Genomic DNA, 26,389 nt, shown 5'->3' with positions numbered 1-26,389 from the left:
GCTTGCGCGCGCGAGCGGCGCTCCGTGCTTGTGGAATCAACCGCTTGCGATGGAAATTTCGCGTATCGCATGACACGCTATCCGTCATCCATTGCGCCCTGACGGGCGCCAAGAGGCCACCAAAGCCCGCATGCGCCTGTCCACGATCAAGCTCGCCGGTTTCAAATCCTTCGTCGATCCGACCACGCTGCACCTGCCGACCAACATGACCGGCGTGGTGGGGCCCAACGGTTGCGGCAAGTCGAACATCATCGACGCGGTGCGCTGGGTCATGGGCGAATCCTCGGCCAGCCGCCTGCGTGGCGACTCGCTGACGGACGTGATCTTCGCCGGTTCCACCGCGCGCAAGCCGGTGTCGCAGGCGATGGTCGAACTGGTGTTCGACAACTCCGATCACACGATCGCCGGCGAGTTCGCCGCGTTCAACGAGATCTCGGTCAAGCGCACCGTCAGCCGCGACGGGCAAAGCGGCTACTACCTCAACGGCACCAAGTGCCGCCGCCGCGACATCACCGATCTGTTCCTCGGCACCGGTCTGGGCCCGCGCAGCTACTCGATCATCGAGCAGGGCATGATCAGCCAGATCATCGATGCGAAGCCCGAAGAGCTGCGCGTCTATCTCGAGGAAGCGGCGGGTATCTCCAAGTACAAGGAGCGCCGCAAGGAAACCGAGACCCGCATCCGCCACACCCGCGAGAACCTCGACCGCCTGAGCGATCTGCGCGAGGAAGTGGGCAAGCAGCTGCAGCATCTCGCGCGGCAGGCCAAGCAGGCCGAGCAGTACACCGCAATCCAGGCCGAGCGGAAGATCCGCGACGCCGAATGGAAGGCGCTGGAATGGCGCACGCTCGATTCGCGTCTGCGCGCACTGCGCGAAGGACTGGCCCAGGAAGAAACCAAGCTCGAGCAGATCATCGCCGAACAGCGCGAAGCCGAACGCGAGCTGGAGACGGGCCGCGAGCGTCGCCACGAGGCGAGCGAAAGCCTCAACCGCGCGCAGGCCGAAAGCTACGAAGTCAGCGGTGCGCTGGCCCGCGTCGAGCAGCAGATCCAGCATCAGCGCGAACTGTCGGCGCGCCTGCTCAAGGCCCGCGACGAAGCGCAGGCGCAGCTGGCCGAGATCGGCGAGCACATCGACCAGGACCAGCTGCGGCTCGACACCCTGCACGAGAGCATCGCCGACGCCGAACCGCAGCTCGCGCAGCTGCAGGACGACGACGCCGTGCGGCAGGACACGCTGCGCGAGGCCGAAACCGCGCTCGCCGACTGGCAGACGCGCTGGGAAACCCACAACCGCGAGCAGGGCGAGGCGGCGCGCGAAGGTGATGTCGAGCGCACCCGTGTCGACTATCTGGACAAGCAGTCACTCGAAGCCGATCGCCGCCGCGAGCAGCTGCAGGCCGAACGCGGCGGGCTGGATCTCGAAGCGCTGAGCGAAGCCTTCGCCGATCTTCAGATTCGCCACGACGAACAGAAGGCCGCGCTCGACACGCTCGGCGACGATCTGGAAACGCGCAAGGCCGCGGCGGTCGATCTGCAGGATGCGCAGCGCGGCGCGCAGGAAGAGCTGTCCGTCGTGCGCAAGCAGGCACAGGAAGCACGCGGCCGCCTGTCGTCGCTGGAAACCCTGCAGAACGCGGCGCTCGGCCAGGAGCAGGGCGCGGCAGTCGAATGGCTGCGCCAGCGCGGGCTGGATTCGTCGGCGCGCGTCGGCGAGCGGCTGCGAGTGGAATCGGGCTGGGAATTCGCGGTCGAAAGCGCGCTCGGCCAGCTGATCGAAGGCGTGCTGGTCGAAGGCGACGGCGTGCCGGCCGAACTGGTCGATGCGCTCGGCGAACTCGGCGAAAGCCGTCTGGCGCTGGTGTCGGGCGAGACCGGCGATGAAGCCTTCGCGCCGACGTCGCTGGCGGCCAAGGTGCAGGGTCCGCTCGCGATCCGCCGGCTGCTCGCGCGCCTGCATGTGGCCGAGACCCTGGCCGAGGCGCGCGCGCTGCAGGCGGGGCTTGGCGATGGCGATTCGGTGATCACCCGCAGCGGCGAGCGTCTCGGCGCGGGCTGGGTGCGCGTGTCGCGCTCGGGCGCGGCGAAGCAGGGCGCGCTGCTGCGCGAACGCGAGATCCAGTCGCTGCGCGAGACGATCTCCACGCTGCAGGAGCAGGAACAGACGCTGGAAACGCGCATCGCGCAGGGCCGCGAACAGCTGCTCAGCGTCGAGCAGCAGCGCGAGGAAGCGCAGCGTGCGCTGTATGTCGCGCATCGCGGCGTGTCCGAACTCGCCGGCCAGGTGCAGAGCCAGCAGGGCCGGGTGGAAGCGGCGCGCAACCGCATCGAGCGCATCGATACCGATCTCGCCCAGCTGCACGAAACCCTCGATACCGCCGCCCAGCAGGCACGCGACGCACGCGGCCGGCTGGAAGACGCGGTCGAACGCATGGGCGAGTTCGAAGCCGCGCGCGCTGCACTCGAAGCCGAGCGCCGCGGACTGGTCGAGGCCCGCGACCAGCTGCGATCGGCCGCGCGCGAATCGCGCGACACCGCGCACGCACTCGCGCTGACCATCGAATCCCAGCGTGCCCAGATCACCTCGCTGACCCAGGCGCTCGCGCGCATGGGCGGTCAGCGCGGCCAGATCGACAATCGCCTCGGCGAACTGTCGGCGCAGCTGGCGACGGGCGACTCGCCAGTCGACACGCTGGAGCAGCAGCGCCAGGTCGCACTTGAAGAACGCGTGCGCACCGAGCGCGCGCTGGCCGAGGCGCGGTCCGCGCTCGAAGGCGTGGACAACGAACTGCGCACATTCGAACAGGTCCGCCAGCAGCGCGACGCGCAGTCGCTGACCCAGCGCGAAGCGATCTCGCAGCGCCGCCTCGACCAGCAGGCGCTGGTGATCGCGGCCGACCAGCTGTCGGCGCAAGTCGTCGAGGGCGGATTCGTCGTCGACGAGGTGTTGAATGGTCTCGAAGATTCCGCGAATGCGAAGGACTGGGAGAAGATCGTCACCGACTTCGACGCGCGCCTGCGCCGTCTGGAGCCGGTGAATCTCGCCGCGATCGCCGAACACGCCGAAGCCGCGCAGCGCAAGGAATACCTCGACGCGCAGGACGCCGACCTCAACTCGGCGCTCGACACGCTGGAAGAGGCGATCCGCAAGATCGACCGCGAGACCCGCGGCCGCTTCAAGGACACCTTCGACAAGGTCAATGCCGGCGTGCAGGCGCTGTATCCGCGGCTGTTCGGTGGCGGCCATGCGTATCTGGAACTGACCGGCGAGGACCTGCTCGATACCGGCGTCGCGATCATGGCGCGGCCGCCCGGCAAGCGCGTGTCCAACATCTCGCTGCTGTCCGGCGGCGAGAAGGCGATGACCGCGGTCGCGCTGGTGTTCTCGATCTTCCAGCTCAATCCCGCGCCGTTCTGCCTGCTCGACGAGGTGGACGCGCCGCTGGACGAGGCCAACGTCGGCCGGTTCACCGCGATGGTCCGCGAGATGAGCGAGCAGGTGCAGTTCCTGTTCGTCAGCCACAACAAGGCGACGATGGAAGCGGCGTCCCAGCTCAGCGGCGTGACCATGCGCGAGCCGGGCGTGAGTCGACTGGTCTCGGTCGATCTGGCCGAGGCCGCGCGACTGGCCGGCGCCGCCTAGAGACTGTCATCATGTGACGCGACCGTCGGCACGGCCTGTCCGGCGACGGTCGTCATGCCCGACAGGCCCGGCGCCTGCGCATAATGAACGACCCGAAGGAGAACACCGCCAATGACCGACGACTGGATGATGCGGATCGGAATCCTCGTCGCAGGCCTGCTGCTGATGGGCGCGATCTGGTATTTCGGTACGCGGCCGCGCAGCGGACAGGGCCGACGCATCGCCACCGCCGATGAGCGAGAGCAGCGTCTGGAACCCACCCTGGGTGCGCAGCTGGAGCAGGATCTCGGCGAGGCCGGCGTGCCACGCGCCGAAGGCGAGGGCGATGCCGTGCAGGCCGAGATGGACCTGCTCGACGCGACCGTCGGCAGCGTCTCGCCCAACAGCGAGCTGGGCAAGCGCAATACCGACGACTTCGACAAGATCGTCACCCTCTATATCGCCGCGCGGGCGGGCAGCGTGCTGCGCGGTCCGGACATCGTGGTCGCCGCGGAGAAGACCGGCCTGACCTACGGGCACATGAACGTGTTCCATCGCCTGGTCGACGGGCACCCCGAGCGTGGCCCGATCTTCAGCGTGGCCAACATGCAGAAGCCGGGCAGCTTCGAGATGTCGGAGATCCAGACCCTGGAGACACCGGCGATCGGCTTCTTCCTGACCCTGCCGGCGCCGGCCCGTGCCCTCGACGCCTGGGACGCGATGCTGCCCACCGCCGAACGCATGGCCGAACTGCTCGACGGCGTGCTGCTCGACGAGCAGCGCAATGCCCTCGGCCGCCAGCGCATTTCGGGTCTGCGTGACGAGATGCGCGCCTGGGATCGTGAGCACGATGTGCCGCAGGTGACGCGCAGCCCGAAGTGGTGATGTCCGCGCGATGCCGGTCTCCGGGATCAGCCATCTGACCTTCGTCGTCCGCGACCTCGACCGCACGGCCCGCCTGCTGGTCGAGGGGCTGGGCGGACGCGAGGTCTACGACAGCGGCGATCGGCCGCATTCGCTCTCGCGCGAGAAGTTCTTCGACCTCGGCGGGGTCTGGATCGCGGCGATGGAAGGCGAGCCGCCGGCGCAGCGCTCCTACCGGCATGTCGCGTTCGCGGTCGAGGCGGACGATCTGCCGGCCTACCGTGCGCGGCTCGAAGCGCTGGGCGTGGACATCCGACCGCCCCGGCCGCGCATCGAAGGCGAGGGCGAATCGCTGTACTTCCACGATTTCGACAACCACCTGTTCGAACTGCATGCCGGCACGCTCGATGCGCGACTGGCGGCCTACGCGGCGGCGCGCGCATAGCGCCGACTCCGGTTGCGCTCGGTGGGGCCGGGCCGATCGTCGAGAGATCCCCCTTACGCCGACGCGGCGCTTCGCCGCGACGCCGCGAAGAGGACCGGACTGCCCGGTACACACCGCGCCGAACGCCCGCCGTCCTACAATTCCGGCATGCAGAAGACTTCTCCCGCCGGGCGCGCCGCCGAGTTGCGCGCGCTGATCGAAGACGCCAATCACCGCTACTACGTGCTCGACGATCCGTCGATTCCGGACGCCGACTACGACGCGCTGTTGCGCGAACTCGAAGCGCTGGAAACCGCGTACCCCGAGCTCGCCAGCGACGATTCCCCGACCCGCACCGTTGGCGCGCGACCGGACGGCGGCTTTCCTGAAGTCACCCACGCGATCCCGATGTTGTCGCTCGCCAACGCATTCGAGACCGCCGGTGTCGAGGACGATGCCGACGACCGCGCACGTTACGAGGAAGTCGCCGATTTCGAGCGCCGCATCGAACAGAAGCTCGACATCGAAGCGCCGGTGTTCTCGGTCGAGCCCAAGCTGGACGGCCTGGCGATCAGCCTGCGCTACGAGGACGGCCTGTTCGTGCAGGGCGCCACGCGCGGCGACGGCAGCACCGGCGAGAACGTCACCGCGAACCTGCGACAGGTGCGCGCGGTGCCGCTGAAGCTGCGCGAGACCGCAGCGCCGCCGCCGGCGGTGCTGGAAGTGCGCGGCGAGATCTACATGCCGCGCAAGGCCTTTGAAGCCTGGAACGCGAAAGCGCTCGACCACAACGAAAAGCTGCTGGCCAACCCGCGCAACGGCGCAGCCGGCTCACTGCGCCAGCTCGATCCCGCGGTCACGCGCCGGAGGCCGCTGGCGTTCTTCGCCTACTCGATCGGCGAGGTGCGTGGACTCGAACTGCCGGAAACGCATTCCGAGACGCTCGCATTGCTGCGTGATTTCGGTTTCCCCGTTGCGCCAGAAGCCGACACCGCGACCGGTTTCGATGGCCTGATCGCCTACTTCCGCCGCATTGGCGCAGCGCGCGACACGCTGCCGTACGACATCGACGGCGTGGTCTACAAGCTCGACGACTACGACCAGCAGGCGACGATGGGTTTCGTCTCGCGCGCGCCGCGCTGGGCGCTGGCGCACAAGTTCCCGGCGCAGGAACAGTCGACGGTGCTGCGTGCGATCGAAGTGCAGGTCGGTCGAACCGGTGCGATCACGCCGGTCGCGCGTCTGGAGCCGGTGCAGGTCGCCGGGGTCACCGTCACCAACGCAACCCTGCACAACGAAGACCAGATCCGCCGGCTCGACGTACGCGAGGGCGACACGGTGATCGTACGCCGCGCGGGCGATGTGATTCCCGAGATCGTGCGCGTGATCGAAGACCGGCGTCCCGCGGGCACGGTCGAGTGGACGATGCCGGCCACGTGCCCGGTCTGTGGTTCGGAGCTCGTGCGCGAAGAGGGGGCGTCCGCGTGGCGCTGTACCGGCGGCCTGACCTGCTCGGCGCAGCGCAAGGAAGCCGTGCGTCACTTCGCGTCGCGACGCGCGATGGACATCGAAGGCCTCGGCGACAAGCAGGCCGAGGCGCTGGTCGAGTTCGGTTTCGTGCATTCGCCGGCCGACCTGTTCGCGCTGACCGTCGAGGATCTGGTGCGGATGAAGACCGCGCTCGACGCCGCAACCGCGGCGGATCTCGCGCAGGCGATCGCCGACAGCAAGGGCGCCTTCGCGCTCGATGCCGAGGGCGAAGTGGTGCTGGCGCAGGAGTCGCCGGTGTGGAAGGACGCTGCATTCCTGCGCGCGCATCTGACGGTCGAGACCGGCGGCAAGCTCGCGACGAAGTGGGCGGAGAACCTTGTCGCCGGCATCGACGCCAGCCGCAGCACCACGCTGCCGCGCTTCCTGTTCGCGCTGGGCATTCCGCATCTGGGCGAGACGACGGCCAAGTCGCTCGCGCAGTGGCTGGGGTCGCTCGATTTCGTGCGCACGACGCCGGCCGTCCTGCTGCAGGCGCTGCCCGACATCGGCGGCGAGGTCGCGCGCTCGATCGCGACGTTCTTCGAACAGTCCGGCAACGTCGAGGTCGTCGACGCGCTGCTCGCCGCGGGCATCACCTTCAACGACGAAACAGCACCATCGGCCGCGCTGCGCGAGCGCCTCGGCCTCGCACACCTGCTGTCGACGCTGCCCGTCGACAAGCTGGGGGGCAAGAGCGCCGAGCGTCTTGCCGATACCTACGGCACGCTCGACGCGCTGCTGCGCGCGAACGCGAGCGGCTGGACCGGCGCCGGCCTCTCGTCCGCAGGCGCGGACAATCTGTCGGCGTTCCTGGCCGATGCGGATGCACTTGCAGCGCTCCGCGCGAGCGACGCCGCGATGCGCCGCCTGCTCGATGCAGCGCCGGCGAAAGCGGTGAAGACCAGCGGTCCGCTCGACGGCAAGACCGTCGTGCTGACCGGCAGCCTCGAAGCGATGACCCGCGATGAAGCGGGCGAACAACTCGAAGCGCTGGGCGCGAAGATCGCGGGCAGCGTGTCGAAGAAGACCTCGCTGGTCGTCGCCGGTGATGCGGCAGGCTCGAAGCTGACGAAGGCGCAGGCGCTCGGCATCGAGATCTGGGACGAAGCGGCACTGCTCGCGTTCCTCGGGTCGCAGGCGTGAGCGTGTCGACGCGACCGTCGGCAAGCTTCGACACCCTGCGTCTGCGCGCGCGCCTCAACACGACGCTGCGGACGTTCTTCGCGGATCGGGGCGTGCCGGAAGTCGAAACCCCGATGCTGTCTCAGGCCGGCAACACCGACCCGAACGTCGCCAGCTTCCGTACGGAGTTCGGTGGGCATGTATCGGCCGGCCCACGCACGCGCTGGCTGCGCACGTCGCCCGAGTTTCCGCTCAAGCGCCTGCTCGCCGCCGGCTTCGGCGACTGCTACGAACTCGGCCGCGTGTTCCGCGATGGCGAAGCGGGTGGCCGCCACAATCCCGAGTTCACGATGCTCGAGTGGTACCGCGTCGGCTGGGACCAGCACCAGTTGGCCGACGAGACCGTCGCTCTGGTACAGGACGCACTGGAGATCGTGGACCGGCGCGCCGAGGTGGTGCAGACGACGTACCGCGCCCTGTACCTCGACACGCTCGGACTCGATCCGATGACTGCAGCCGACACCGAACTGCAGGCGGCGCTCGGCGATGTGCAGATCGACCCCGAGGGCCTGACCCGCGACGACTGGCTGGACCTGCTGATGACGCATCGCATCCAGCCGGCGAATCCGGCCGACCGGATCCTCGTCGTCCATGATTACCCGGCCTCGCAATGCATGCTCGCGCGTGTCGCCGAGCGTGACGGCGTGCAGGTGGCTGAGCGTTTCGAGCTGTACCTCGGCGCACTGGAACTCGCGAACGGCTATCACGAGCTTGCGGACGGCGCGGAACAACGCGCACGCTTCGAGCGGGATCATGCGGTGCGTGGGTCGCGCGGCGATGCATTGCCGGTGATCGATGAAGCCCTGCTGGGTGCGCTGGATTCCGGATTTCCGGATTGCGCGGGTGTAGCGTTGGGGGTCGATCGACTGATGATGGCGATGCTGGGGACGGGGCGGATCGCCGATGTGGTCGCATTTGATTTTGTGCGGGCCTAGGCGCACGCGAGACGGCGTTTAGCTTTGCGAATTCATTGTCGTCGTGGTCATAGTTCTCGACACACGTACGTCTGGTGAATCGGGCATCCCATCTCGATGCTGATCTAGCTTGGGATTGGGATTGGGTTTGGGTTTGGGCTTAGGTTTGGTTGTTGCTGTGGTTTTGGCTTTGGTCTTTGATTCTTACCTTGGCTTTTGATTTGAATCGAGCCGTAAAGCGAGCCGAGCATCGCAGGGCGTCGGGGTCGAAGAGCAGCCCATGTCTGAGCGCAGCGAGTTTGGGCTGCGTGCCCCGTCGTCCGAGAAGCGCAGGGGACCGCCGCGGCTTCATCGCGGCGGATCGCGTCCGGCGAAGACGGTTTTGCTTACTTTTGCCAAGACAAAAGTAAGCCGCGCGACAGCGCGGAAGCCCTGTTCTTGATCTTCGCCCCTAGGCAAGCTCGTCTACGACATCGAATCCAGCGATCCAACCAAGGCAGAGCCAACGGCTCGAAGCGAACAGTAAGTGCACGGCTTTCGCCCGCTGCGCGTGCGAGTCCCTTTTGGATGGACCCAAAAGGAACCAAAAGGTCCCTTCGCCGGACGCGAGCCGATGCGATGAAGCCGCATCGGTGCCCTGCGCTCCTCGCCTGACGCGGCACGCAGCCCAAACTCGCTGCGCTCAGACATGGGCTGCTCTACGGCCACGTCAGGCTCCGGTTCTCGGCTCGCTCTACGGCTCGATTCAGATCAAGAGCTGGAAGCCAAAGCCAATGCCAAAGCCAATGCCAAAGCCAATGCCAAAGCCAATGCCAAAGCCAATGCCAAAGCCAATGCCAAAGCGGAAGCGGAAGCGGACGCCAACATCAAAATAGATTCCCGCTTTCGCGGGAATGACGGGTAACGAAAACTGGTCGCACTCTGTGCTGAAGGGGGGGGCGAGGAAGCGGTCGTCAAGGCGACAGCTCTGCACCCACTCCCCACCAACAGCAATCCAACATCCCCGATTTACAATGCCCCCATGAACACATCCCCCCTCGATTTCGACCGCTACGACCACATCCGCCCGATCCTCTGGACCGGTGACACGCTCGATCTGCTGGACCAGCGCAAGCTCCCGTTCGTGGTCGAGCATGTGTCGTGCACCACCAGCGACGAGGTCGCCCAGGCGATCCATGACCTCACCGTGCGCGGCGCGCCGGCGATCGGGATTGCGGCGGCGTGGGGTGCGGTGCTGGGCGCGCGCGATATCGAGGCCGAAGACGGGACCGCGGCACTGGCGAAGCTCGAGCCGGCGTTGCAGCGGCTCAATGCGTCGCGGCCGACCGCAGTGAATCTCGCCTGGGCGCTGGCGCGGATGCGACGTGTGCTGGCGACCTCGGGCGCCGACTGGCGCGAGGTGCTGGCGCGTGAGGCGCAGGCGATCGCGGAAGAAGACCTCGCGGCGAACCGGCACATGGGCGCGCTCGGCGCCGAATTGATCGCGCCAGGCAGTGGCGTACTGACCCACTGCAATACCGGCTCGCTGGCGACGGCGGGCTTCGGCACCGCGCTGGGCGTGATCCGCGCCGGCATGGCGCAGGGGCGCATCGGCAAGGTGTTCGCCGGCGAGACGCGGCCCTGGCTGCAGGGCGCACGCCTGACGGTGTGGGAGCTGCAGCAGGACGGCATCGACGCGACGCTGATCGCCGACTCGGCAGCCGCGCATCTGATGAAGACCGGCGCGGTGCAGTGGATCGTCGTCGGCGCCGATCGCATCTGCGCGAACGGCGATACCGCCAACAAGATCGGCACCTACCAGTTGGCGATCGCCGCGCGCCATCACGGCGTGAAGTTCATGGTCGTCGCGCCGTCGTCGACCGTCGACATGGACACCGCATCGGGCGACCTGATCGAGATCGAGCAGCGCGATCCGGGCGAACTGTTCGGCATCGGTGGCACGCGCACCGTGGCCGAAGGCATCCAGGCCTGGAACCCGGTCTTCGACGTAACGCCGGGTGAGCTGATCGATGCGATCGTGACCGAGCAGGGCGTCGTCGAACGACCGTCCACGGCGTCGATGCAGGCGTTGTTCAAGGCCTGATGGCGGTGCTCGGCGTTGTGCGCGCGCGCACGGCATTCGCTGCACGCGCGGCATCCGCCGGAAATCCAGGGCCGAAAACTGCATAAGTGGTTGTTTTTGCGTCGGAAAGGCGGCCTGCGAGGGCCGCTTTTGTGCTAGGATTTCCTGTCGTTTTGATCGCGTTGCCGGCGGCCGGTACGCGCCGCGTTGGTGCCTTGCGCCCAGCGCCGGAAATCCGGACCGCGTAGACAGGATGCAAACCCTCTAGATGGTCGATTCCGCGCAAGAAATCATCCCCGTCAACCTCGAAGACGAGATGCGCCGCAGCTACCTCGATTACGCCATGAGCGTGATCGTGGGACGCGCGCTCCCCGATGTCCGCGATGGTCTCAAGCCGGTGCACCGGCGCGTGCTGTTCGCGATGCACGAGCTCGGCGCGCACAGCAACAAGGCGTACTTCAAGTCGGCGCGTATCGTCGGTGACGTCATCGGTAAGTACCACCCGCACGGCGACCAGTCGGTCTACGACACGCTGGTGCGCATGGCCCAGCCGTTTTCGTTGCGCTATCTGCTGGTGGACGGCCAGGGCAACTTCGGTTCGGTCGACGGTGACTCCGCAGCGGCGATGCGTTACACCGAGTCGCGCATGGCGCGCCTCAGCCACGAGCTGATGGCCGACATCGACAAGGAAACGGTCGATTTCCAGCCCAATTACGACGAGAAGGAAAGCGAACCGACGGTCATGCCGACCCGGTTCCCGAACCTGCTGGTCAACGGTTCGGCCGGTATCGCGGTCGGCATGGCGACCAATATTCCGCCGCACAATCTCGGTGAAGTGATCGATGCGCTGATCGCGCTGATCGACAATCCGCAGATCGATATCGACGGTCTGATGGAGTTCATTCCAGGTCCCGATTTCCCGACTGCGGGCATCATCAATGGCGTCGGTGGTATCCACATCGCCTACCGCACCGGCCGCGGTCGCGTGCGCATGCGTGCCCGCGCCGAGATCGAGGTGGCCGACAACGGCCGCGAGGCGATCGCCGTCACCGAGATTCCCTACCAGGTCAACAAGGCCCGGCTGATCGAGAAGATCGCCGAGCTGGTCAAGGAGAAGAAGCTCGAAGGCATCAGCGAACTGCGCGACGAGTCCGACAAGGACGGCATGCGCATCTACATCGAGATCAAGCGGGGCGACTCGGCCGATGTGGTGCTCAACAACCTCTATTCGCAGACGCAGATGGAGTCGGTGTTCGGCATCAACATGGTGGCGATCGTCGAAGGTCGCCCGCAGCTGCTGAACCTCAAGCAGATCCTCGAAGCCTTCATCCGTCACCGCCGCGAAGTGGTCACGCGCCGGACGATCTTCGAACTGCGCAAGGCGCGCAACCGCGCGCACATCCTCGAAGGCCTGACGGTCGCGCTCGCCAACATCGACGAGATGATCGAGCTGATCAAGACCTCGGAGAATCCGCAGGTCGCCAAGGAACGCATGCTCGCGCGGCGCTGGGAAGCCGGCCTGGTCGGCGCGCTGCTCGCCGCCAGCGGTGCGGAAGCCTCGCGTCCGGAAGATCTGCCCGAAGGCGTCGGTCTGGCCGACGGCCATTACCAGCTCACCGAGACCCAGGCCCAGCAGATCCTCGAGATGCGCCTGCACCGCCTGACCGGGCTGGAGCAGGACCGTCTGACCGACGAATACAAGCAGCTGCTGGAAGTCATCCGTGGCCTGATCGAGATCCTCGAGGATCCCGAAGTGCTGCTGGAGCTGATCCGGACCGAGCTGCGCAACGTCAAGGAAGAATTCGGCGATGCCCGCCGCAGCGAGATCCGCGCCAGCGAAGAGGATTTCGACATCCTCGACCTCATCGCCCCGGAAGACGTGGTGGTCACGCTGTCGCACGCCGGTTACGCCAAGCGCCAGCCGGTCAGCGCCTACCGCGCACAGAAGCGTGGTGGCCGCGGCCGCAATGCCGCAGCGACGAAGGACGAGGATTTCATCGAGCAGCTGTGGCTGGTCAACACGCATGACACGCTGCTGACCTTCACCAGCGCCGGCCGCGTGTTCTGGCTGCCGGTGCACCAGTTGCCCGACGCCGGCCCGAACGCGCGTGGCCGTCCGATCATCAACTGGATTCCGCTCGAATCCGACGAGAAGGTGCAGGCCGTCGTGCCGGTGCGCGAGTATCTCGAAGGCCAGTACGTGTTCTTCGCCACGCGTGCGGGTACGGTCAAGAAGACCCCGCTGACCGAGTTCGCCTATCGTCTGGCGCGCGGCAAGATCGCGATCCGGCTCGACGAGGGCGATGCGCTGATCGGCGTGGCGCTGACCGATGGCGACAAGGACGTGCTGCTGTTCGCGTCGAACGGCAAGACCGTGCGTTTCGGCGAAGACCGTGTCCGTTCGATGGGCCGCACCGCCGGTGGCGTGCGCGGCATCCGTCTGACGAAGGGCGAGCAGGTGGTCAGCCTGATCGTGTCCGAGAGCGCAGGCGGCATCGAGGACGAGGCCGAGGACACGCTCGAAGACATCAGCGTGGAGACGGCCGGAGACGTTGCGGTCGAGACCGGTGCGGGCGACGACATTCCGTACATCCTCACCGCGACCGAGAACGGCTACGGCAAGCGCACGCCGCTGTCGGAGTACCCGCGCAAGGGTCGCGGCACACAGGGCGTCATCGGCATCCAGACCACGGAGCGCAACGGTCCGCTGGTCGGCGCGGTGCTGCTGCGCAACCACGACGAGGTGCTGCTGATTTCCAACGGCGGCACGCTCGTGCGCACCCGCGCATCGGAAATCGCACGCGTCGGCCGCAACACGCAGGGCGTGACCCTGATGCGCGTGTCCAAGGACGAGCGTCTGCAGGGCATCGAGCGCGTGGATGGCTCGATCGTCGACAGCAGCGAAGACGACATCGATGCACTGCCGCCGGGCGAGACGCCGGCGACCGACGCACCGGGTGTATCGCCCGACGCGTGATGCAGGTCGGATGATCCGAAAGGGCCGGCATTGCCGGCCCTTTTTTGTGGGCGATCCCCGGTATCGCGTTGCGCTGGCGAAGTGATGGGGCGGGTAGCGAGCAGCGTCCACTGCACGTGCAGGACGCGCGGGTCAGTGCAGACGCTTCGCCGGCGCACCGGTGACGAACACATCCGACTCGCGCAGCGCATCCGTCCGCCGCCGGGTATCCCGGGGCGTCGAACCTGACGGATGGACGCGCCGGAACGCCATGCAGTCGCGCCGTCGGGCGCCACCGGAACGCTGCACCCGCAGCCTATACTCGCGGCCAATGCCCAGCGGAGCACAGCGGATGTCCTTCGGAACCGAACGCGCATCGCTGCGCATGCGTCATCTGCTGGCAGGCCTGACCATCCTGCTCCTCACGTTCGGGCTGACGGCCTGCAAGCGCGATACAGCGGGTCAGACGCCCGGCGTCAGCGGCGAGGCGATCCGGACCGATCGCGACACGATCGAAGGCTTCGGTCTGGTCCGCGCGTTTCCCGACCAGCGCGACGGGTCGCTCGCACTGGCGCTCGAGTTCTCCGAACCCCTGGTCGGCACCCAGGATTTCGATGCGCTGGTGACCTTCACCGACGGTGCGGCCCGCGAGGGCAGCTGGACGCTCGACGAGGCTGGCAAGGTCCTGCGTTTCCCGCACGTCGAGGCGAATCGCGACTACACCGTGCGGCTCTCAGGGAAGCTGGCTTCGGCAGGCGGTGACACGCTCGGCGCGGATGTCGAGCGCAAGGTATTCACCGGCGAACTCGATCCGGTGGTCGGCTTCGCCTCGCAGGGCAGCGTGCTGCCGGCGAAGGAATCGCGCGGTCTGCCGATCGTCTCGATCAACGTCGCCGAGGTCGATGTCGAGTTCCTGCGCGTCGACGACGAATCGCTGCCGGCGTTCCTGACCCAGTACCAGCGCGGTGGTCGGCGCGGCAGCTGGGAACTCGACAGCCGCTGGGGCGAGAACACGCCGCTGTCGAAGCTGGCCACGCCGGTCTACGTCAACCGCTTCGCGATCGACGGCGCGCGCAACGAGCGCGTGCTGACCTATCTGCCGCTGCAGGGCATCCGCGAGCTGCAGTCGCCGGGTCTGTACTTCGCGGTGATGAAGCGTGCGGGCGCGTTCGAGGACCAGTACGAGACCGCCTTCTTCACCGTCAGCGACATCGGCCTGCACGCGCGCGCCTACGGCGAGAAGCTGTTCGTGCACACCGCATCGTTGCAGTCGGGCACGCCGGTCGGCAGTACCGAGATCCGCGTACTGGATGCCAAAGGTCAGCCGGTCTACCGCGCGAGCACCGATGCCAAGGGCAACGCGATGCTCGACTACGTGCTGGACGCCGCCCACGTGCTGGTGGCCACGCGCGGCAGCGACATCTCGCTGCTGCCGTTCAACCAGCCGGCGCTGGACCTGTCGGAATTCGCGGTCAGCGGACGCGAGCAGGCCTGGTTCGACGTGTTCGCCTGGTCGGGCCGCGACCTGTATCGCCCCGGCGAAACCGTGCGCGTGTCCGCGCTGCTGCGCGACCAGGACGGGCGGCCGGTCGCGGCGAAGGACGGCCGTTCGCAGTCGCTGTTCGCACGCCTGCGCCAGCCCGACGGCAAGACCTTCTTCGAAACCCGGGTCGAGCCGGGCGAGAGCGGCTACTTCCGCTTCGAGCGCGAGATTCCGGTCGACGCGCCCACCGGCAGCTGGCGTGTCGAATTCCGCACCGATCCCGCCGCGCGCGAAGCGGTGCAGGGCATGACGTTGCGAATCGAGGAATTCCTGCCCGAGCGCATGAAACTCGATCTCGACGCGCAGGCGGTGCTGCGTCCCGGTGAGCCGCTGAAGCTCCAGGCGACCGGCGCCTATCTCTACGGCGCGCCGGCCGACGGCAACCGGTTCACCGCGCGCCTGGCGCTGGCCGTGGAGCGTTCGCCGGTCGAAGGGCTGCCCGGGTTCGTGTTCGGCGACGCGACTGCCGATCTGCCGCGTGAGGCGAGGGATGTCGTCGAAGGTACGTTCGATGCGCAGGGGCGTCTGTCTGCGGACATTCCGCTGCCCGAAGAAGCCAGGCCGACGACGCCGATCGCCGCGATCGTCTCCGGCAGTCTGTACGAGACCGGCGGCCGCAGCGTCAACCGCACGCTCAAGCGGGTGCTGTGGCCGGCCGATGCGCTGGTCGGCGTGCGTCCGCTGTTCGAAGCCGACGACGGCGCGGACCCCAACACCAATGCGCGCTTCGAACTGGTGCGTGTGGGCGCCGACGGCAAGCCGCGACCGCAGGCCGGGCTCAAGGTGTCGCTGATCCGCGAGCATCGCGACTACCACTGGCGCAACGACGACGCCGGCTGGCGCTACGAGTTCACGCGTCGCTTCGAGACCGTGGAAACGCGCACCCTCGATGCCGGCAGCGATGCCACGCGCTTCGATTTTCCGGTGGAGTGGGGCGAGTACCGCATCGATGTCGAGGACCCGGCGACGAAGCTGGTGTCGCGCTATCCGTTCCGGGCCGGCTGGAGCTGGGACGACGGCAATCGCGGGCTCGACGCGCGCCCGGACAAGATCAAGGTCGCGCTCGACAAGTCCGGCTACCGCGCCGGCGACACCATGCGCGTGACGGTGACGCCGCCGCATCCGGGCAAGGGTCTGCTGATGGTCGAGAGCGACCGCATGCTGTACCTGCACGAGATCGACGCCAGGCCCGGCAGCACCTTCGACATTCCGGTCACCGAAGACTGGGAACGCCACGATGTGTACGTGACCGCGCTGGTGTTCCGCGGTGGCAGCGCGGCCAGCACCGTCACGCCGGCGCGCGCTGTCGGTGTGGCGCACGTGCCGATCGAGCGTCGCGAGCGACGGGTCGCGGTGGGTCTGAAGGCGCCGGAACTGGTCCGTCCCGAGGGTCCGATGCATGTGACGGTCAGCGCGCCGCAGCTGGCCGGCCAGGACGCATGGGTCACGGTGTCGGCGGTCGATGTCGGCATCCTCAACATCACGCGCTTCCCGGTGCCCGATGCGTGGAAGCACTTCTTCGCGCAGCGCCGGTTCGGTGTCGATGCCTACGATCTCTACGGTCGCGTGATCGAGAGTTTCGAGGGCGGCACCGCGCGGTTGCGCTTCGGCGGCGACGCGCCGCTGGCCGCGCTGCCGCAGGCGCGGCGCCCGACCGCGCGTGTGCAGACGGTCGACCTGTTTGCGGGACCGGTGAAGCTCGACGCACGCGGCAACGTGCGTGTGCCGCTGCAGGTGCCGGACTTCAACGGCACGCTGCGCGTCTCCGCGCTGGTGTGGTCGGCGGACCGCTACGGCAGCCGCGATGTCGAGACGGTGGTACGCGCGCCGCTGGTCGCCGAGGCCAGCATGCCGCGGGTCATGGCGCCGGGTGACACCAGTACGGTCACGCTGGATCTCACCAACTTCAGCGGACGTGCGGGCAGCTTCGATGTGCGTGTCGATGGCGTCGGCCCGCTGGCGATCGGCGAGAACAGCCGCAAGGTCGAGCTCGGCGTCGAGGGCAAGACCACCCTGAGCTTCCCGCTGACCGCGCAGGAGGGCTATACGGTCGCGAAGGTGCGGGTGCGCGTGGACGGTGCCGGCGTCAAGGTCGACCGCAGCTACGACCTGCCCGTGCGCGCAGCTTGGCCGTCGGTGCTGCGCTCGACCACGCGGGTGCTCGACGGCGCCACCCCGGTGACGCTCGACACGGGTCTGATGGACGGTCTGATGACCGGCTCGGTCAACGCCCGCTTCACGGTCAGTGCCCTGCCGCCGATTCCGTTCGCCGCCGCGATCACCGGCGCGCTGTCGTATCCCTACGGCTGCGCCGAGCAGACCACGAGCCGCGGCTATGCGGCGTTGCAGCTCGACGACGCCACGGTGTCGATGCTCGGTATCCAGGGTGTCGATGCCGCGCGGCGCCGGCAGTACGTCGAGGCCGCCTTCGGACGGCTGGCGTCGATGCAGGTCGGCACCGGCCACTTCTCGATGTGGGGCAGCGACGGCTACGTCAATCCGATGCTGACGCCGTACATCGTCGAGTTCCTGCTGGATGCGCGCGATGCCGGCTTCGCGGTGCCCGACACGGTGCTGCAGAAATCGCTCGAACGTCTCGGCGAGGACCTGCTGTCGGGTGGCAACGCGTTCTACGGCCAGAACGAACGTGACCACCTGCGCTTCGCCTATCGCGCCTATGCCGGCTACGTGCTCGCGCGCGTGAACCGGGCGCCGCTGGGCACGCTGCGGGCGATGTTCGACAACGAACGCGCCAGCACGCGGACCGGCCTGCCGCTGGTGCATCTCGGGCTGGCGCTGTCGCTGCAGGGCGACAAGGCGCGCGGCGAGCGCGCGGTGCAGGCGGGCTTCGATTTCAGGGGCGACCGCCCCGGCTATCTCTGGGACTACGGCACGCCGCTGCGGGATGCCTCGCTGATGATCGCGCTGACCCACGAGCGCGGTGTCGCCAGGCCTGCGTTCGACGCCCGTGCGGTCGATATCGGGCGCGAGGTCGATGTGCGCCGCAACCGCGGCTGGATGTACCTGAGCACCCAGGAGCAGATCGCGCTTGCACGCCTCGGGCGTGCGCTGTCGTCCGACCAGCGCAAGCGCGTGTCGGGCGTGCTGCGCGAAGGCGAAGTCGACGAAGCCGTGGCGGCGGCGACGCTGGTCGGTCGCGCCTATGACGAAGCCGGCCTGCGCCGTGGCGTGCGTTTCACGCCGCAGGGCGATCCGCCGATGTACGCCAGCATCGATGTCGCCGGTGTGCCGCGTCAGGCGCCGGCCGAGGACGCCAGCGTGCTGAAGGTCGAGCGCAGGCTGTACGGCACCGACGGTCGCGCCTGGACGCCCGGCCCGCTGAAGGAAGGCGAGGCCCTGATCGTCGCGGTGTCGGTGGTGTCCGACCGCGACATGCCCGACGCGCTGCTGACCGATCTGCTGCCGGCGGGTCTGGAGGTCGAGAACTTCAACCTGGGCGATGCGAAGCAGTGGGCCGACGTCGTCGTTGACGGCATCCGGATCACCGAACGCGGCAGCGCGGCGACTGTGCAGCACGAGGAGTACCGCGACGACCGCTATGTCGCCGCGCTCAAGCTCGACCGCGGCCGCAATGCGCGCGTGTTCTACCTCGCGCGTGCGGTCAGCCCGGGCAGCTACACCGTGCCGCCGCCACTGGTCGAGGACATGTACCGGCCGCAGTTGCGCGGCGTCGGCACGTCGTTGCCCGCGCGGATCACGGTGGTGCAGCCCTGACCGGACCATCCGTTCGATTCCGGTCGATGGTGTCCGGAATCGGACGGATCAACCCTTGCAGGGCCCGGTTCGGATCCAGTCGGATCAATGACTTGGGATGTGCCAGCGGTTGGCACGGTCCCTGCGTTGATAGACGGCATGGACATCGCCAGAACCGAACATCTTCCCCTGTGGCGACGCCGCACGCCGCGATGGCTGGCGCTTGCCGGCGCGGGCCTGCTGCTGCTCGTGGGCCTTGCGCTCGGGGTCGACCGGGCTGCACCCGCGGTGCACGGTGCCGAGCTGTGGATCGACACCGCCGTGCAGGGCGACATGCATCGCGAGATCCGCGCGACCGGTGCATTGGTGCCGCGGCAGATCCGCTGGATCGCGGCCGGCGCGACGGCGACCGTGCAGGAAGTGGTGGTGCTGGCCGGCGCGCGTGTGCAGGCCGATACGGTGATCCTGCGGCTGGCCAATCCCGAGCTGCAGGCCGCGATGGACAAGGCCGAGGCCGCGCTGGCCGGTGCGCAAGCAGATGTCGCCGCGGCGCGCACCCAGCTCGCATCGCAGCTGCTGGACCAGCAGGCTCAGGAAGCGGCGGCCGCGTCGGCCTGGCGCATCGCCCAGGTCAAGCGTGAGGCCTTCGAGCGCGCGCATGCCGCCGGGGTGATGTCGGCGATCGACCTGCGCGAGGCACAGATCACCGAGGAGCAGGGGCAGGGCAAGGCACGCATTGAACGCAGCCGGGTCTCCGCATTCCGCGACAACATGGCCGCGCAACTGCAGGCGGCACGTGCGCGTCGCGACGAGGCTGCAAGTGCGGCGGCGATCGCACGGCAGCAGGTCGAAGGACTCGAGGTACGCGCCGGCATCGACGGCATCCTGCAGCAGGTCGAGGTCGAGCCGGGCCAACAGGTCGAGGCGGGCGGCAAGCTGGCGCGCGTGGCGCGCCCGGACGATCTGATCGCGCGCCTGCAGGTGCCCGAAGTGCTGGCCAAGGATCTCGTGCTCGATCTTCCGGTGTCGGTCGACACCCGCAACGGCCTGGCCGCCGGGCGGATCGCACGTATCGATCCCGCGGTGCGCGAGGGCGGTGTCACGGTCGATGTCGCCTTCGATGCGGCACTGCCCGCCGGCGTGCGTCCGGACCTGTCGGTCGACGGAAGGATCCTGCTGGGCACGGTCCGCGACACCCTGAGCATCGCGCGCCCGGCCTCGGCAGCCCCCGATATCCGCACCACGCTGTTCGTGATCACCGCCGCCGGCGGCGACGCGCACCGACGGCCGGTCGAGTTCGGGGCGGTGTCCAGTGACCGCATCGAGATCCGTACCGGCCTGCAGGCCGGCGACCGGGTGATCCTCTCGGACACCGGCCGCTGGATCGACCACGACACGCTCCGCATCCGCTGACAGGAACACCAGAGAATGAACATCGCATCCACGCGTCCCGATACCCCTCTGTTGCGGCTGCAGGGCCTGGGCAAGGTCTTCCACACCGACGAAGTCGAAACCCACGCGCTTTCGGATATCGCGCTGGACATCCGCCAGGGGGATTTCGTCGCGATCACCGGTCCATCGGGCTGCGGCAAGTCGACACTGCTGTCGATCCTGGGCCTGCTCGATCCGCCCAGCGGCGGCGACTACGTGCTCGACGGGCAGGATGTGTCGCGCCTCGACGCGCGCGGCCGCGCGCGGATCCGCAACGGCCGCATCGGCTTCATCTTCCAGGCCTTCAATCTGATCGCCGACCTGACGGTGGAAGAGAATGTCGCCCTGCCGCTGACGTATCGCGACGGGGTATCCGGCAGGGAGATGCGCCATCGCGTGCGCGAAGTGCTCGAGGTGGTCGGGATGGGGCACCGCACGCGCCACTATCCGGGGCAGCTCTCAGGCGGCCAGCAGCAGCGCGTCGCCGTGGCGCGTGCGCTGGTCGGTGATCCGGCGATCCTGCTGGCCGACGAACCCACCGGCAATCTCGACACGCGCAACGGCGAGGCGGTGATGCAACTGCTCGAGCAGCTGCACGAGAACGGCACGACCCTGTGCATGGTGACCCACGATGTGGCGTTCGCCCGTCGCGCGCAGCGCATCGTGCACATGCTCGACGGCCGCATCGTCGACGAGGACAGCTTCGAACGGCTGCGTTTCGAACAGGACATGCCGCTGCCGGGCATCGCGGAGCTCGCGCCATGAATACCGCGATCGCCTGGAGCGAGATGCGCCAGTCCTGGCGTGGACTGCTGCGTCGACCGGGGTATCTGCTGCTGGCGATGGCGACACTGGCGCTGGGTGTGGCGACCAGCACCGCGGTGGTCTCGCTGATCGACCAGGCCTTGCTCAAGCCGCTGCCGTATCCGCAGGCGGACCGGCTGGTGACGATCGGGCAATACAGTTCCGACAGCCGCAACGTCGCGGCACCCGCCTATCTCGCACCGGTGCGCGGCATGCGGTCGGTGGCATCAGTGGGGATGCTCCGGGGCTGGGTCATGGACGCGAACGTCGCGCGTGGCGACCAGGCCGAGGTCGTGCGGTCGATCAGGGCGGACCGCGGGTTCCTGGAGACGCTGGCGCTGCCTCTGGTGGCCGGACGGAACTTCAGTGTCGACGAGGACCGTCCGAACGGGCCGCAGGCGGTGATCCTGAGCCACGCGTACTGGCAGCGCGCCTATGGCGGACAGGTCGAAGCAGTGGGCACATCGCTGCTCGTCGAGGGACGTGCGGCGCAGATCGTCGGCGTGCTGCCCGCGGCATTCCAGTGGCCCGACACGTTCGACGTGATCCTGCCGCTGCAACCCGATCCCGTGTCTCCGGTGATGTCGACCAACGAGATGATCGTGGCGCGTCTGGCACCCGATGCCAGCGTGGCGTCGGCGTCGGCGGAGGCGGACGCCGTCATCGGCACGTTGCTGCGGGCCAGCGCGATGATGGACGACGCATGGCGCGCTGCACTGGTGCGTTATCCGCCCAATGCGCTGCCGCTGCAGCGCAGTGTGTTCTCGGCCGGTTCGGGCAATACGTTGTGGCTGTTCCTCGGCGCCGCAGCCTGCGTGCTGCTGATCGCCACGGTGAACCTCACGAGTCTGATGCTGCTGCGGGCGCTGGGCCGCAGCCACGACAGCGCGGTGCGCACTGCGCTGGGCGCGTCGCTGTCGCGGCTTGGCCTGCCTGCATTGGCAGAGGGGATTCTCATCGGCCTGCTGGGCACGGCGACCGGCCTCCTGCTGGCCTGGTCCGGTCTGCGGTTGTTCGGTGGGACGGTGCCGCCGGACTGGGTGCGGGGTGACCCGGTGTCGCTGACGGGCGGCAGCATCGTGTTCGCGGTGGTCTGCGGGGTGTCGGTCGCGGTGCTGGCGGTGCTGCTGGGCGTGTGGCGCACGCGCACGCTCGATCTGGCCAGTGAACTGGTCGGTGGCGGGCGTGGTGGATGGAGCCGGGGGGCCGGTCGACTGGGCCGCGGACTGGTGATCGCACAGGTCGCGCTGGCGGTCGTTCTGCTGACCGGCGCTGCATTGTTCACGCGCACCCTGCACGAACTGTCGAAGGTGCCGATGGGATTCGAGAGCCAGTCCGTCTCGCTGTTCAACCTCGCGCCGGTGAAATCGCAGGTCGGCGATGTGGATGCGATGGTGGTGCAGACCCGGCGCATCATCGAACGTCTGGAGCGCGTGCCGGGCATTGCGCGGGCATCCACGGCGAGCAACCCGCCAACGACCACACAGTTGAACTGGAGCTTCCTGTTGCCGGATGCGCGGGAGATCAGCGCGCAGTACCGCTTCATGACCCCGGACATGTTCGATGTCTATCGCATTCCGATGCTGGCGGGCCGCGGGTTTGCAGAGGGCGACACGGCCGGCGCGGAACCGGTCTGCGTGGTCAGTGCCGAGTTTGCGAAGCGATATCTGCAGGGCGATCCGCTGGGCCAGGTGGTATCGATCCCGGACGACGACGACAACAGCCGACGGACCGCCATGCGCGTCGTGGGCGTGGTCGGGGATGTGCGTCAGTTCGGACCGTCCGAACCTGCGCCTGCGATCGTCTACACGCCGCTGGCCCAGCTTCCAGAGGCCAGCTGGCAGCTCGTGCGCGGCTTCGGCGGGCTGACCTACGCCTACCGCACGCAGCACGGTGTTGCGGTTGACGAAAAGACCTTGCGCGAAGCTGTCGCGGAGATGGCACCCCAGCAGCCGATCTCCAATCTGCGCACGATGACCACGGTCGTGGCGTCCACCACCAGCCAGCAGAAGCTCAACCTGCTGCTGGTCGGTCTGTTCGCAGCACTGGCACTGCTGCTGGCCTGCGTCGGTCTGTACGCGGTGATGGCGACCTCGGTCGCCGCGCGTCGTCACGAATTCGGCGTGCGTGCAGCGCTGGGCGCATCGCCGGCGCGCTTGCTGCGGCAGGTCCTGCTCGAAAGCGTCAGGCAGATCGCCCTGGGGCTGGCGATCGGTCTGGCGGTCGCGCTCGCGGGTTCGCGCGTCCTGCAGGGTTTCCTGTTCGGCGTCGGGGCCGCCGATCCGCTCGCGATCGCACTGGTGCTGCTCGTGCTGGCGCTGACCGGCGCGCTGGCATCGCTGGTGCCGGCGTTGCGTGCGGCGCGGGTGCCGCCGATGCAGGCGCTGCGCACCTGAGCGGCGCGACACCTCCCACCCGTCCATCCCGATGAGGAATCCATCGTCCATGTCCACCGACGTCATCCGCCACCTGCGCCGCCAGAACCGCCTGCTGCGCCTGATAATCACCGCACTGTGCATCTGCGCCGCAGGCATCGTCCTGACCGGCGCCGCCTCAGACGCGCAGAAGGCGCGCTTCGCCGAACTCGATGTCGAACGCATCAACGTGCGCAACCCTGACGGATCGCGCGCGATGGTGATCGCCGGCCGCGGCCGTCTGCCGGGCCCGGTCATCGACGGCAGGGAAGAAACGCGCAGCGGCGACGACCGTCCCGGCATGGCGTTCTACAACGCCGAAGGCGACGAGGTCGGCGGCCTGATCTACGACGGCAGGCTGGCCGCGGATGGCACGCCGCGCGGTGGCGTGCATCTGTCGATGGACCGGTACGGCGGCGACCAGCAACTGGCGCTGCACCAGTACGAGGGCAACGGCCGGATGCAGACCGGGCTGACCGTGTTCGAAAGGGGCCTGGTCAAGGACTACGGGCCGGTGTGGGACGCTTATGAGCAGGCGGCGCCCGGACCGGAGAAGGACGCACTGCTGGCACGCTGGAAAGACGCGGGCGGCCAGCAAACCCAGCGCCTCTTCGTCGGCAGGACGGTCGGCGACTCTTCGGCGGTGGTGCTGGCCGATTCCGATGGCCGCCCGCGCATCATGATGCTGGTGACGCCGGAAGGAGAACCGATCCTGCAGTTCATGGACGAGACCGGCGAGGTCATCGAACAGCTTCCGTCCGCGCGGGTGTCGGCGGATTGAAATGCGTGCGTTCAATCCCGCATGTGTCGCGCGCGCGGAGTCGGCCGACGCGAGCGACTAGACTTCCGTCATGCCCGTGACCGACACCGCACACCGCATCCTGGTCGTCGACGACCAGTCCGATGTCCGCGAGGCCCTGCGCCTCCTGCTCAAGACCGCCGGTTACGGCATGGTCGGCGCGGCCGCGCCGGACGAGGCTCTGGCCTGTCTGCGTGGCGATGCGTTCGCGGCGGTGCTGGTCGACATGAACTACAGCCGCGACACCACGTCGGGACAGGAAGGGCTGGATCTGATCGCTGCGATCGCCGCGCAGTGGCCCGGTCTGCCGGTGGTGGCGATGACGGCCTGGGCCAGTGTCGAGCTGGCCGTGGAGGCAATGCGCGTGGGCGCTGCGGATTTCATCGAGAAACCGTGGAGCAATGCGCGTGTGCTGTCGGTGCTCGAGAGCCGCATCGCGCTCGACCGCAGCCAGCGCAACGTGCAGCGGCTCAGTGCCGCCAATGCCTTGCTGGCACGTGAGGGCAGCGAAGGCTTCATCGTCGAATCGCCGGTGATGCGCCAGCTGGTAGACGATCTGGCGCGCGTGGCCGACAGCGATGCCTCGGTGCTGTTGCTGGGCGAGAACGGCACCGGCAAGAGCATGATCGGCCAGCTGATCCACCAGTGGTCACCGCGTCGTGCCGAAGCGCTGGTGAAGGTCAATCTCGGTGGGCTGACCCCGACCCTGTTCGAGGCCGAGCTGTTCGGCAACGTCAAGGGCGCCTACACCGATGCGCGGCAGGAGCGGGTGGGGCGTTTCGAACTGGCCGACGGCGGCACGCTGTTCCTCGATGAGATCGGCAACCTGCCACTGGAGCAGCAGCCCAAGCTGCTGCGCGCGATCGAGGACGGCGAATTCGAGCGTCTCGGGTCCTCGCGCACCGTGCGTGTGGACGTGCGCATCGTCGCGGCGACCAATGCCGATCTGCCGGCGGACGTCGCGGCAGGACGTTTCCGCCAGGATCTGCTGTACCGCATCAATACCTTCCAGTTCCGCGTGCCGCCACTGCGTGAGCGGCGCGAGGACATCGTGCCGCTCGCGCGCCACTATCTGGCCGCAGCGTGCCGGCGTTACGGGCGCGCACAGCCGCGCCTGGCGACCTCGGCCGAGCGTGCGCTGTCGGCGTATCCATGGCCCGGCAACGTCCGCGAGCTGTCGCACGCGATGGAGCGCGCCGCGTTGCTGGCCGACGGTACGCAGCTCGACGCCGGGGACCTGCGCCTGCAGCCCGCGTCCACAACGCGGGATGCACTCGCCGGCATGACACTGGAACAGGCGGAACTGTGGCTGCTGCGCCGGGCGCTGCGCGACCACCCCGGCAAACTGCAGCGCAGCGCCGACCAGTTGGGCATCACCCGCCAGAGTCTGTACCGGCGTCTGGAGAAGCACGGCCTCGGCGACGGAGCCGCGCCGGTTTGAAAGGCGCGGCGCTGCCGACGTGGCGCGTGCTGCTGGTGGCGGTGCCGGCGCTGGTCGCGCTGTGTATCGTGCTGGCCGTCGGCGTGCCGGAAGGCGCGGCGCGCGTGTGGATGCCGGTGCTCGTGATCGGGCTGACCGGTGTCGTGGCCGGATGGCAGGCAAGGAGTGCACGCCGCGCCCTGGCGACGCTCGGCAGCCTGGTCGATGCCTTGCGCGAGGGGGATTACAGCCTGCGCGCGGCGGCGATCGGCAGACCGGCCGACGTGCAACTGGCGGAGGCCTTCAACCGACTGGCCCTGCATCTGCAGGACGAGCGCCGCGAGGTGCACGAGAGCCTGCAACTGCTGGGCAAGACGCTGGCGATGCTCGACGGCGCGGTCTTCGTCTTCGAGCAGGACACCCGCCTGCGCATGGTCAATCCCGCAGGCGAGCGCCTGCTGGGACAGCCGGCGACCGCGCTGATGGGGCGGGATGTCGACGCACTCGGTCTGGCGCATCTGCTCACGCTGCCCGATGGCGCGCTGCATGTGCAGCGCTTCGGCGGACAGGCCGGGCGCTGGCAGGTCAGTCACGCCGCATTGCGCAGCCGCAGCCAGGCCGGACGTCTGCTGGTGCTGCAGCCGATGGAACGCGCACTCCGCGAAGAGGAGGCGCAGGCCTTCCGCCGGCTGCTGCGCGTGCTCAGTCAC

General features: G+C 68.2%; 14 protein-coding genes. 13 read left to right on the top strand and 1 reads right to left on the bottom strand.

What is annotated here, in order from left to right; all coding sequences use genetic code 11:
• Positions 1 to 130: 130 nt before the first annotated feature.
• The 5 genes from smc (at position 131) to epmA (ending at position 8,557) form a co-directional block, all read left to right on the top strand.
• Positions 131 to 3,643 (top strand): chromosome segregation protein SMC, encoded by a 3,513-nt coding sequence (smc, locus tag AC3A4E_RS10480; RefSeq protein WP_487631420.1) that lies wholly within the window; start codon positions 131 to 133, stop codon positions 3,641 to 3,643.
• Positions 3,644 to 3,754: 111 nt separating this feature from the next.
• Entirely contained in the window at positions 3,755 to 4,507 is a 753-nt protein-coding gene (gene zipA / locus AC3A4E_RS10475) for a cell division protein ZipA (protein ID WP_487631419.1), read from the top strand.
• A 10-nt stretch (positions 4,508 to 4,517) separates the two neighbouring features.
• Positions 4,518 to 4,931, top strand: coding sequence for a FosX/FosE/FosI family fosfomycin resistance hydrolase (gene fosX / locus AC3A4E_RS10470; RefSeq protein ID WP_487631418.1), 414 nt, complete (start codon positions 4,518 to 4,520; stop codon positions 4,929 to 4,931).
• Between the two features lie 147 nt (positions 4,932 to 5,078).
• Positions 5,079 to 7,583 carry an NAD-dependent DNA ligase LigA gene (gene ligA / locus AC3A4E_RS10465; RefSeq protein ID WP_487631417.1) on the top strand — a complete coding sequence of 835 codons (2,505 nt, stop codon included), beginning with the start codon at positions 5,079 to 5,081 and terminating at the stop codon, positions 7,581 to 7,583.
• 2 nt (positions 7,584 to 7,585) lie between these two features.
• A complete protein-coding gene (gene epmA / locus AC3A4E_RS10460; RefSeq protein WP_487631416.1) occupies positions 7,586 to 8,557 on the top strand; it encodes an EF-P lysine aminoacylase EpmA in 972 nt (323 codons plus the stop codon).
• A 724-nt stretch (positions 8,558 to 9,281) separates the two neighbouring features.
• On the opposite strand, the gene AC3A4E_RS10455 is transcribed toward epmA, so the two are convergent.
• Positions 9,282 to 9,509 (bottom strand): hypothetical protein, encoded by a 228-nt coding sequence (locus AC3A4E_RS10455; RefSeq protein ID WP_487631415.1) that lies wholly within the window; start codon positions 9,507 to 9,509, stop codon positions 9,282 to 9,284.
• Between the two features lie 48 nt (positions 9,510 to 9,557).
• On the opposite strand from AC3A4E_RS10455, the gene mtnA reads away from it, so the two are divergent.
• The 8 genes from mtnA to AC3A4E_RS10415 all read left to right on the top strand — a co-directional run bounded on the left by mtnA (position 9,558) and on the right by AC3A4E_RS10415 (position 25,700).
• Entirely contained in the window at positions 9,558 to 10,619 is a 1,062-nt protein-coding gene (gene mtnA / locus AC3A4E_RS10450) for an S-methyl-5-thioribose-1-phosphate isomerase (RefSeq protein ID WP_487631414.1), read from the top strand.
• Between the two features lie 247 nt (positions 10,620 to 10,866).
• On the top strand, positions 10,867 to 13,575 hold the full coding sequence (gene gyrA, locus AC3A4E_RS10445) for a DNA gyrase subunit A (protein WP_487631413.1): 2,709 nt from the start codon (positions 10,867 to 10,869) through the stop codon (positions 13,573 to 13,575).
• A gap of 364 nt (positions 13,576 to 13,939) precedes the next feature.
• Positions 13,940 to 18,832, top strand: coding sequence for an alpha-2-macroglobulin family protein (locus tag AC3A4E_RS10440; RefSeq protein ID WP_487632050.1), 4,893 nt, complete (start codon positions 13,940 to 13,942; stop codon positions 18,830 to 18,832).
• 138 nt (positions 18,833 to 18,970) lie between these two features.
• A complete protein-coding gene (locus tag AC3A4E_RS10435) occupies positions 18,971 to 20,224 on the top strand; it encodes an efflux RND transporter periplasmic adaptor subunit (RefSeq protein WP_487631412.1) in 1,254 nt (417 codons plus the stop codon).
• 15 nt (positions 20,225 to 20,239) lie between these two features.
• Positions 20,240 to 21,007 (top strand): ABC transporter ATP-binding protein, encoded by a 768-nt coding sequence (locus tag AC3A4E_RS10430; protein ID WP_487631411.1) that lies wholly within the window; start codon positions 20,240 to 20,242, stop codon positions 21,005 to 21,007.
• Positions 21,004 to 23,442 carry an ADOP family duplicated permease gene (locus AC3A4E_RS10425; RefSeq protein WP_487631410.1) on the top strand — a complete coding sequence of 813 codons (2,439 nt, stop codon included), beginning with the start codon at positions 21,004 to 21,006 and terminating at the stop codon, positions 23,440 to 23,442. Before AC3A4E_RS10430 ends, AC3A4E_RS10425 begins: the two co-directional genes overlap by 4 nt.
• A gap of 49 nt (positions 23,443 to 23,491) precedes the next feature.
• Positions 23,492 to 24,241, top strand: coding sequence for a hypothetical protein (locus AC3A4E_RS10420; RefSeq protein WP_487631409.1), 750 nt, complete (start codon positions 23,492 to 23,494; stop codon positions 24,239 to 24,241).
• Between the two features lie 70 nt (positions 24,242 to 24,311).
• Positions 24,312 to 25,700 carry a sigma-54-dependent transcriptional regulator gene (locus tag AC3A4E_RS10415; RefSeq protein ID WP_487631408.1) on the top strand — a complete coding sequence of 463 codons (1,389 nt, stop codon included), beginning with the start codon at positions 24,312 to 24,314 and terminating at the stop codon, positions 25,698 to 25,700.
• Positions 25,701 to 26,389: the final 689 nt, after the last annotated feature.

Source organism: Luteimonas sp. Soil_N_1, from assembly GCF_057656255.1.
This window is presented reverse-complemented; position numbering and strand designations above follow the sequence as displayed.

What these genes read in the sequence shown, in the direction of transcription:
- gyrA (WP_487631413.1), top strand. Translation starts at nt 10,867, where the DNA reads ATGGTCGATTCCGCGCAAGAAATCATCCCCGTCAACCTCGAAGACGAG.
- fosX (WP_487631418.1), top strand. Translation starts at nt 4,518, where the DNA reads ATGCCGGTCTCCGGGATCAGCCATCTGACCTTCGTCGTCCGCGACCTC.
- AC3A4E_RS10415 (WP_487631408.1), top strand. Translation starts at nt 24,312, where the DNA reads ATGCCCGTGACCGACACCGCACACCGCATCCTGGTCGTCGACGACCAG.
- AC3A4E_RS10440 (WP_487632050.1), top strand. Translation starts at nt 13,940, where the DNA reads ATGCGTCATCTGCTGGCAGGCCTGACCATCCTGCTCCTCACGTTCGGG.
- smc (WP_487631420.1), top strand. Translation starts at nt 131, where the DNA reads ATGCGCCTGTCCACGATCAAGCTCGCCGGTTTCAAATCCTTCGTCGAT.
- ligA (WP_487631417.1), top strand. Translation starts at nt 5,079, where the DNA reads ATGCAGAAGACTTCTCCCGCCGGGCGCGCCGCCGAGTTGCGCGCGCTG.
- AC3A4E_RS10430 (WP_487631411.1), top strand. Translation starts at nt 20,240, where the DNA reads ATGAACATCGCATCCACGCGTCCCGATACCCCTCTGTTGCGGCTGCAG.
- AC3A4E_RS10420 (WP_487631409.1), top strand. Translation starts at nt 23,492, where the DNA reads ATGTCCACCGACGTCATCCGCCACCTGCGCCGCCAGAACCGCCTGCTG.
- AC3A4E_RS10435 (WP_487631412.1), top strand. Translation starts at nt 18,971, where the DNA reads ATGGACATCGCCAGAACCGAACATCTTCCCCTGTGGCGACGCCGCACG.
- AC3A4E_RS10425 (WP_487631410.1), top strand. Translation starts at nt 21,004, where the DNA reads ATGAATACCGCGATCGCCTGGAGCGAGATGCGCCAGTCCTGGCGTGGA.
- zipA (WP_487631419.1), top strand. Translation starts at nt 3,755, where the DNA reads ATGACCGACGACTGGATGATGCGGATCGGAATCCTCGTCGCAGGCCTG.
- mtnA (WP_487631414.1), top strand. Translation starts at nt 9,558, where the DNA reads ATGAACACATCCCCCCTCGATTTCGACCGCTACGACCACATCCGCCCG.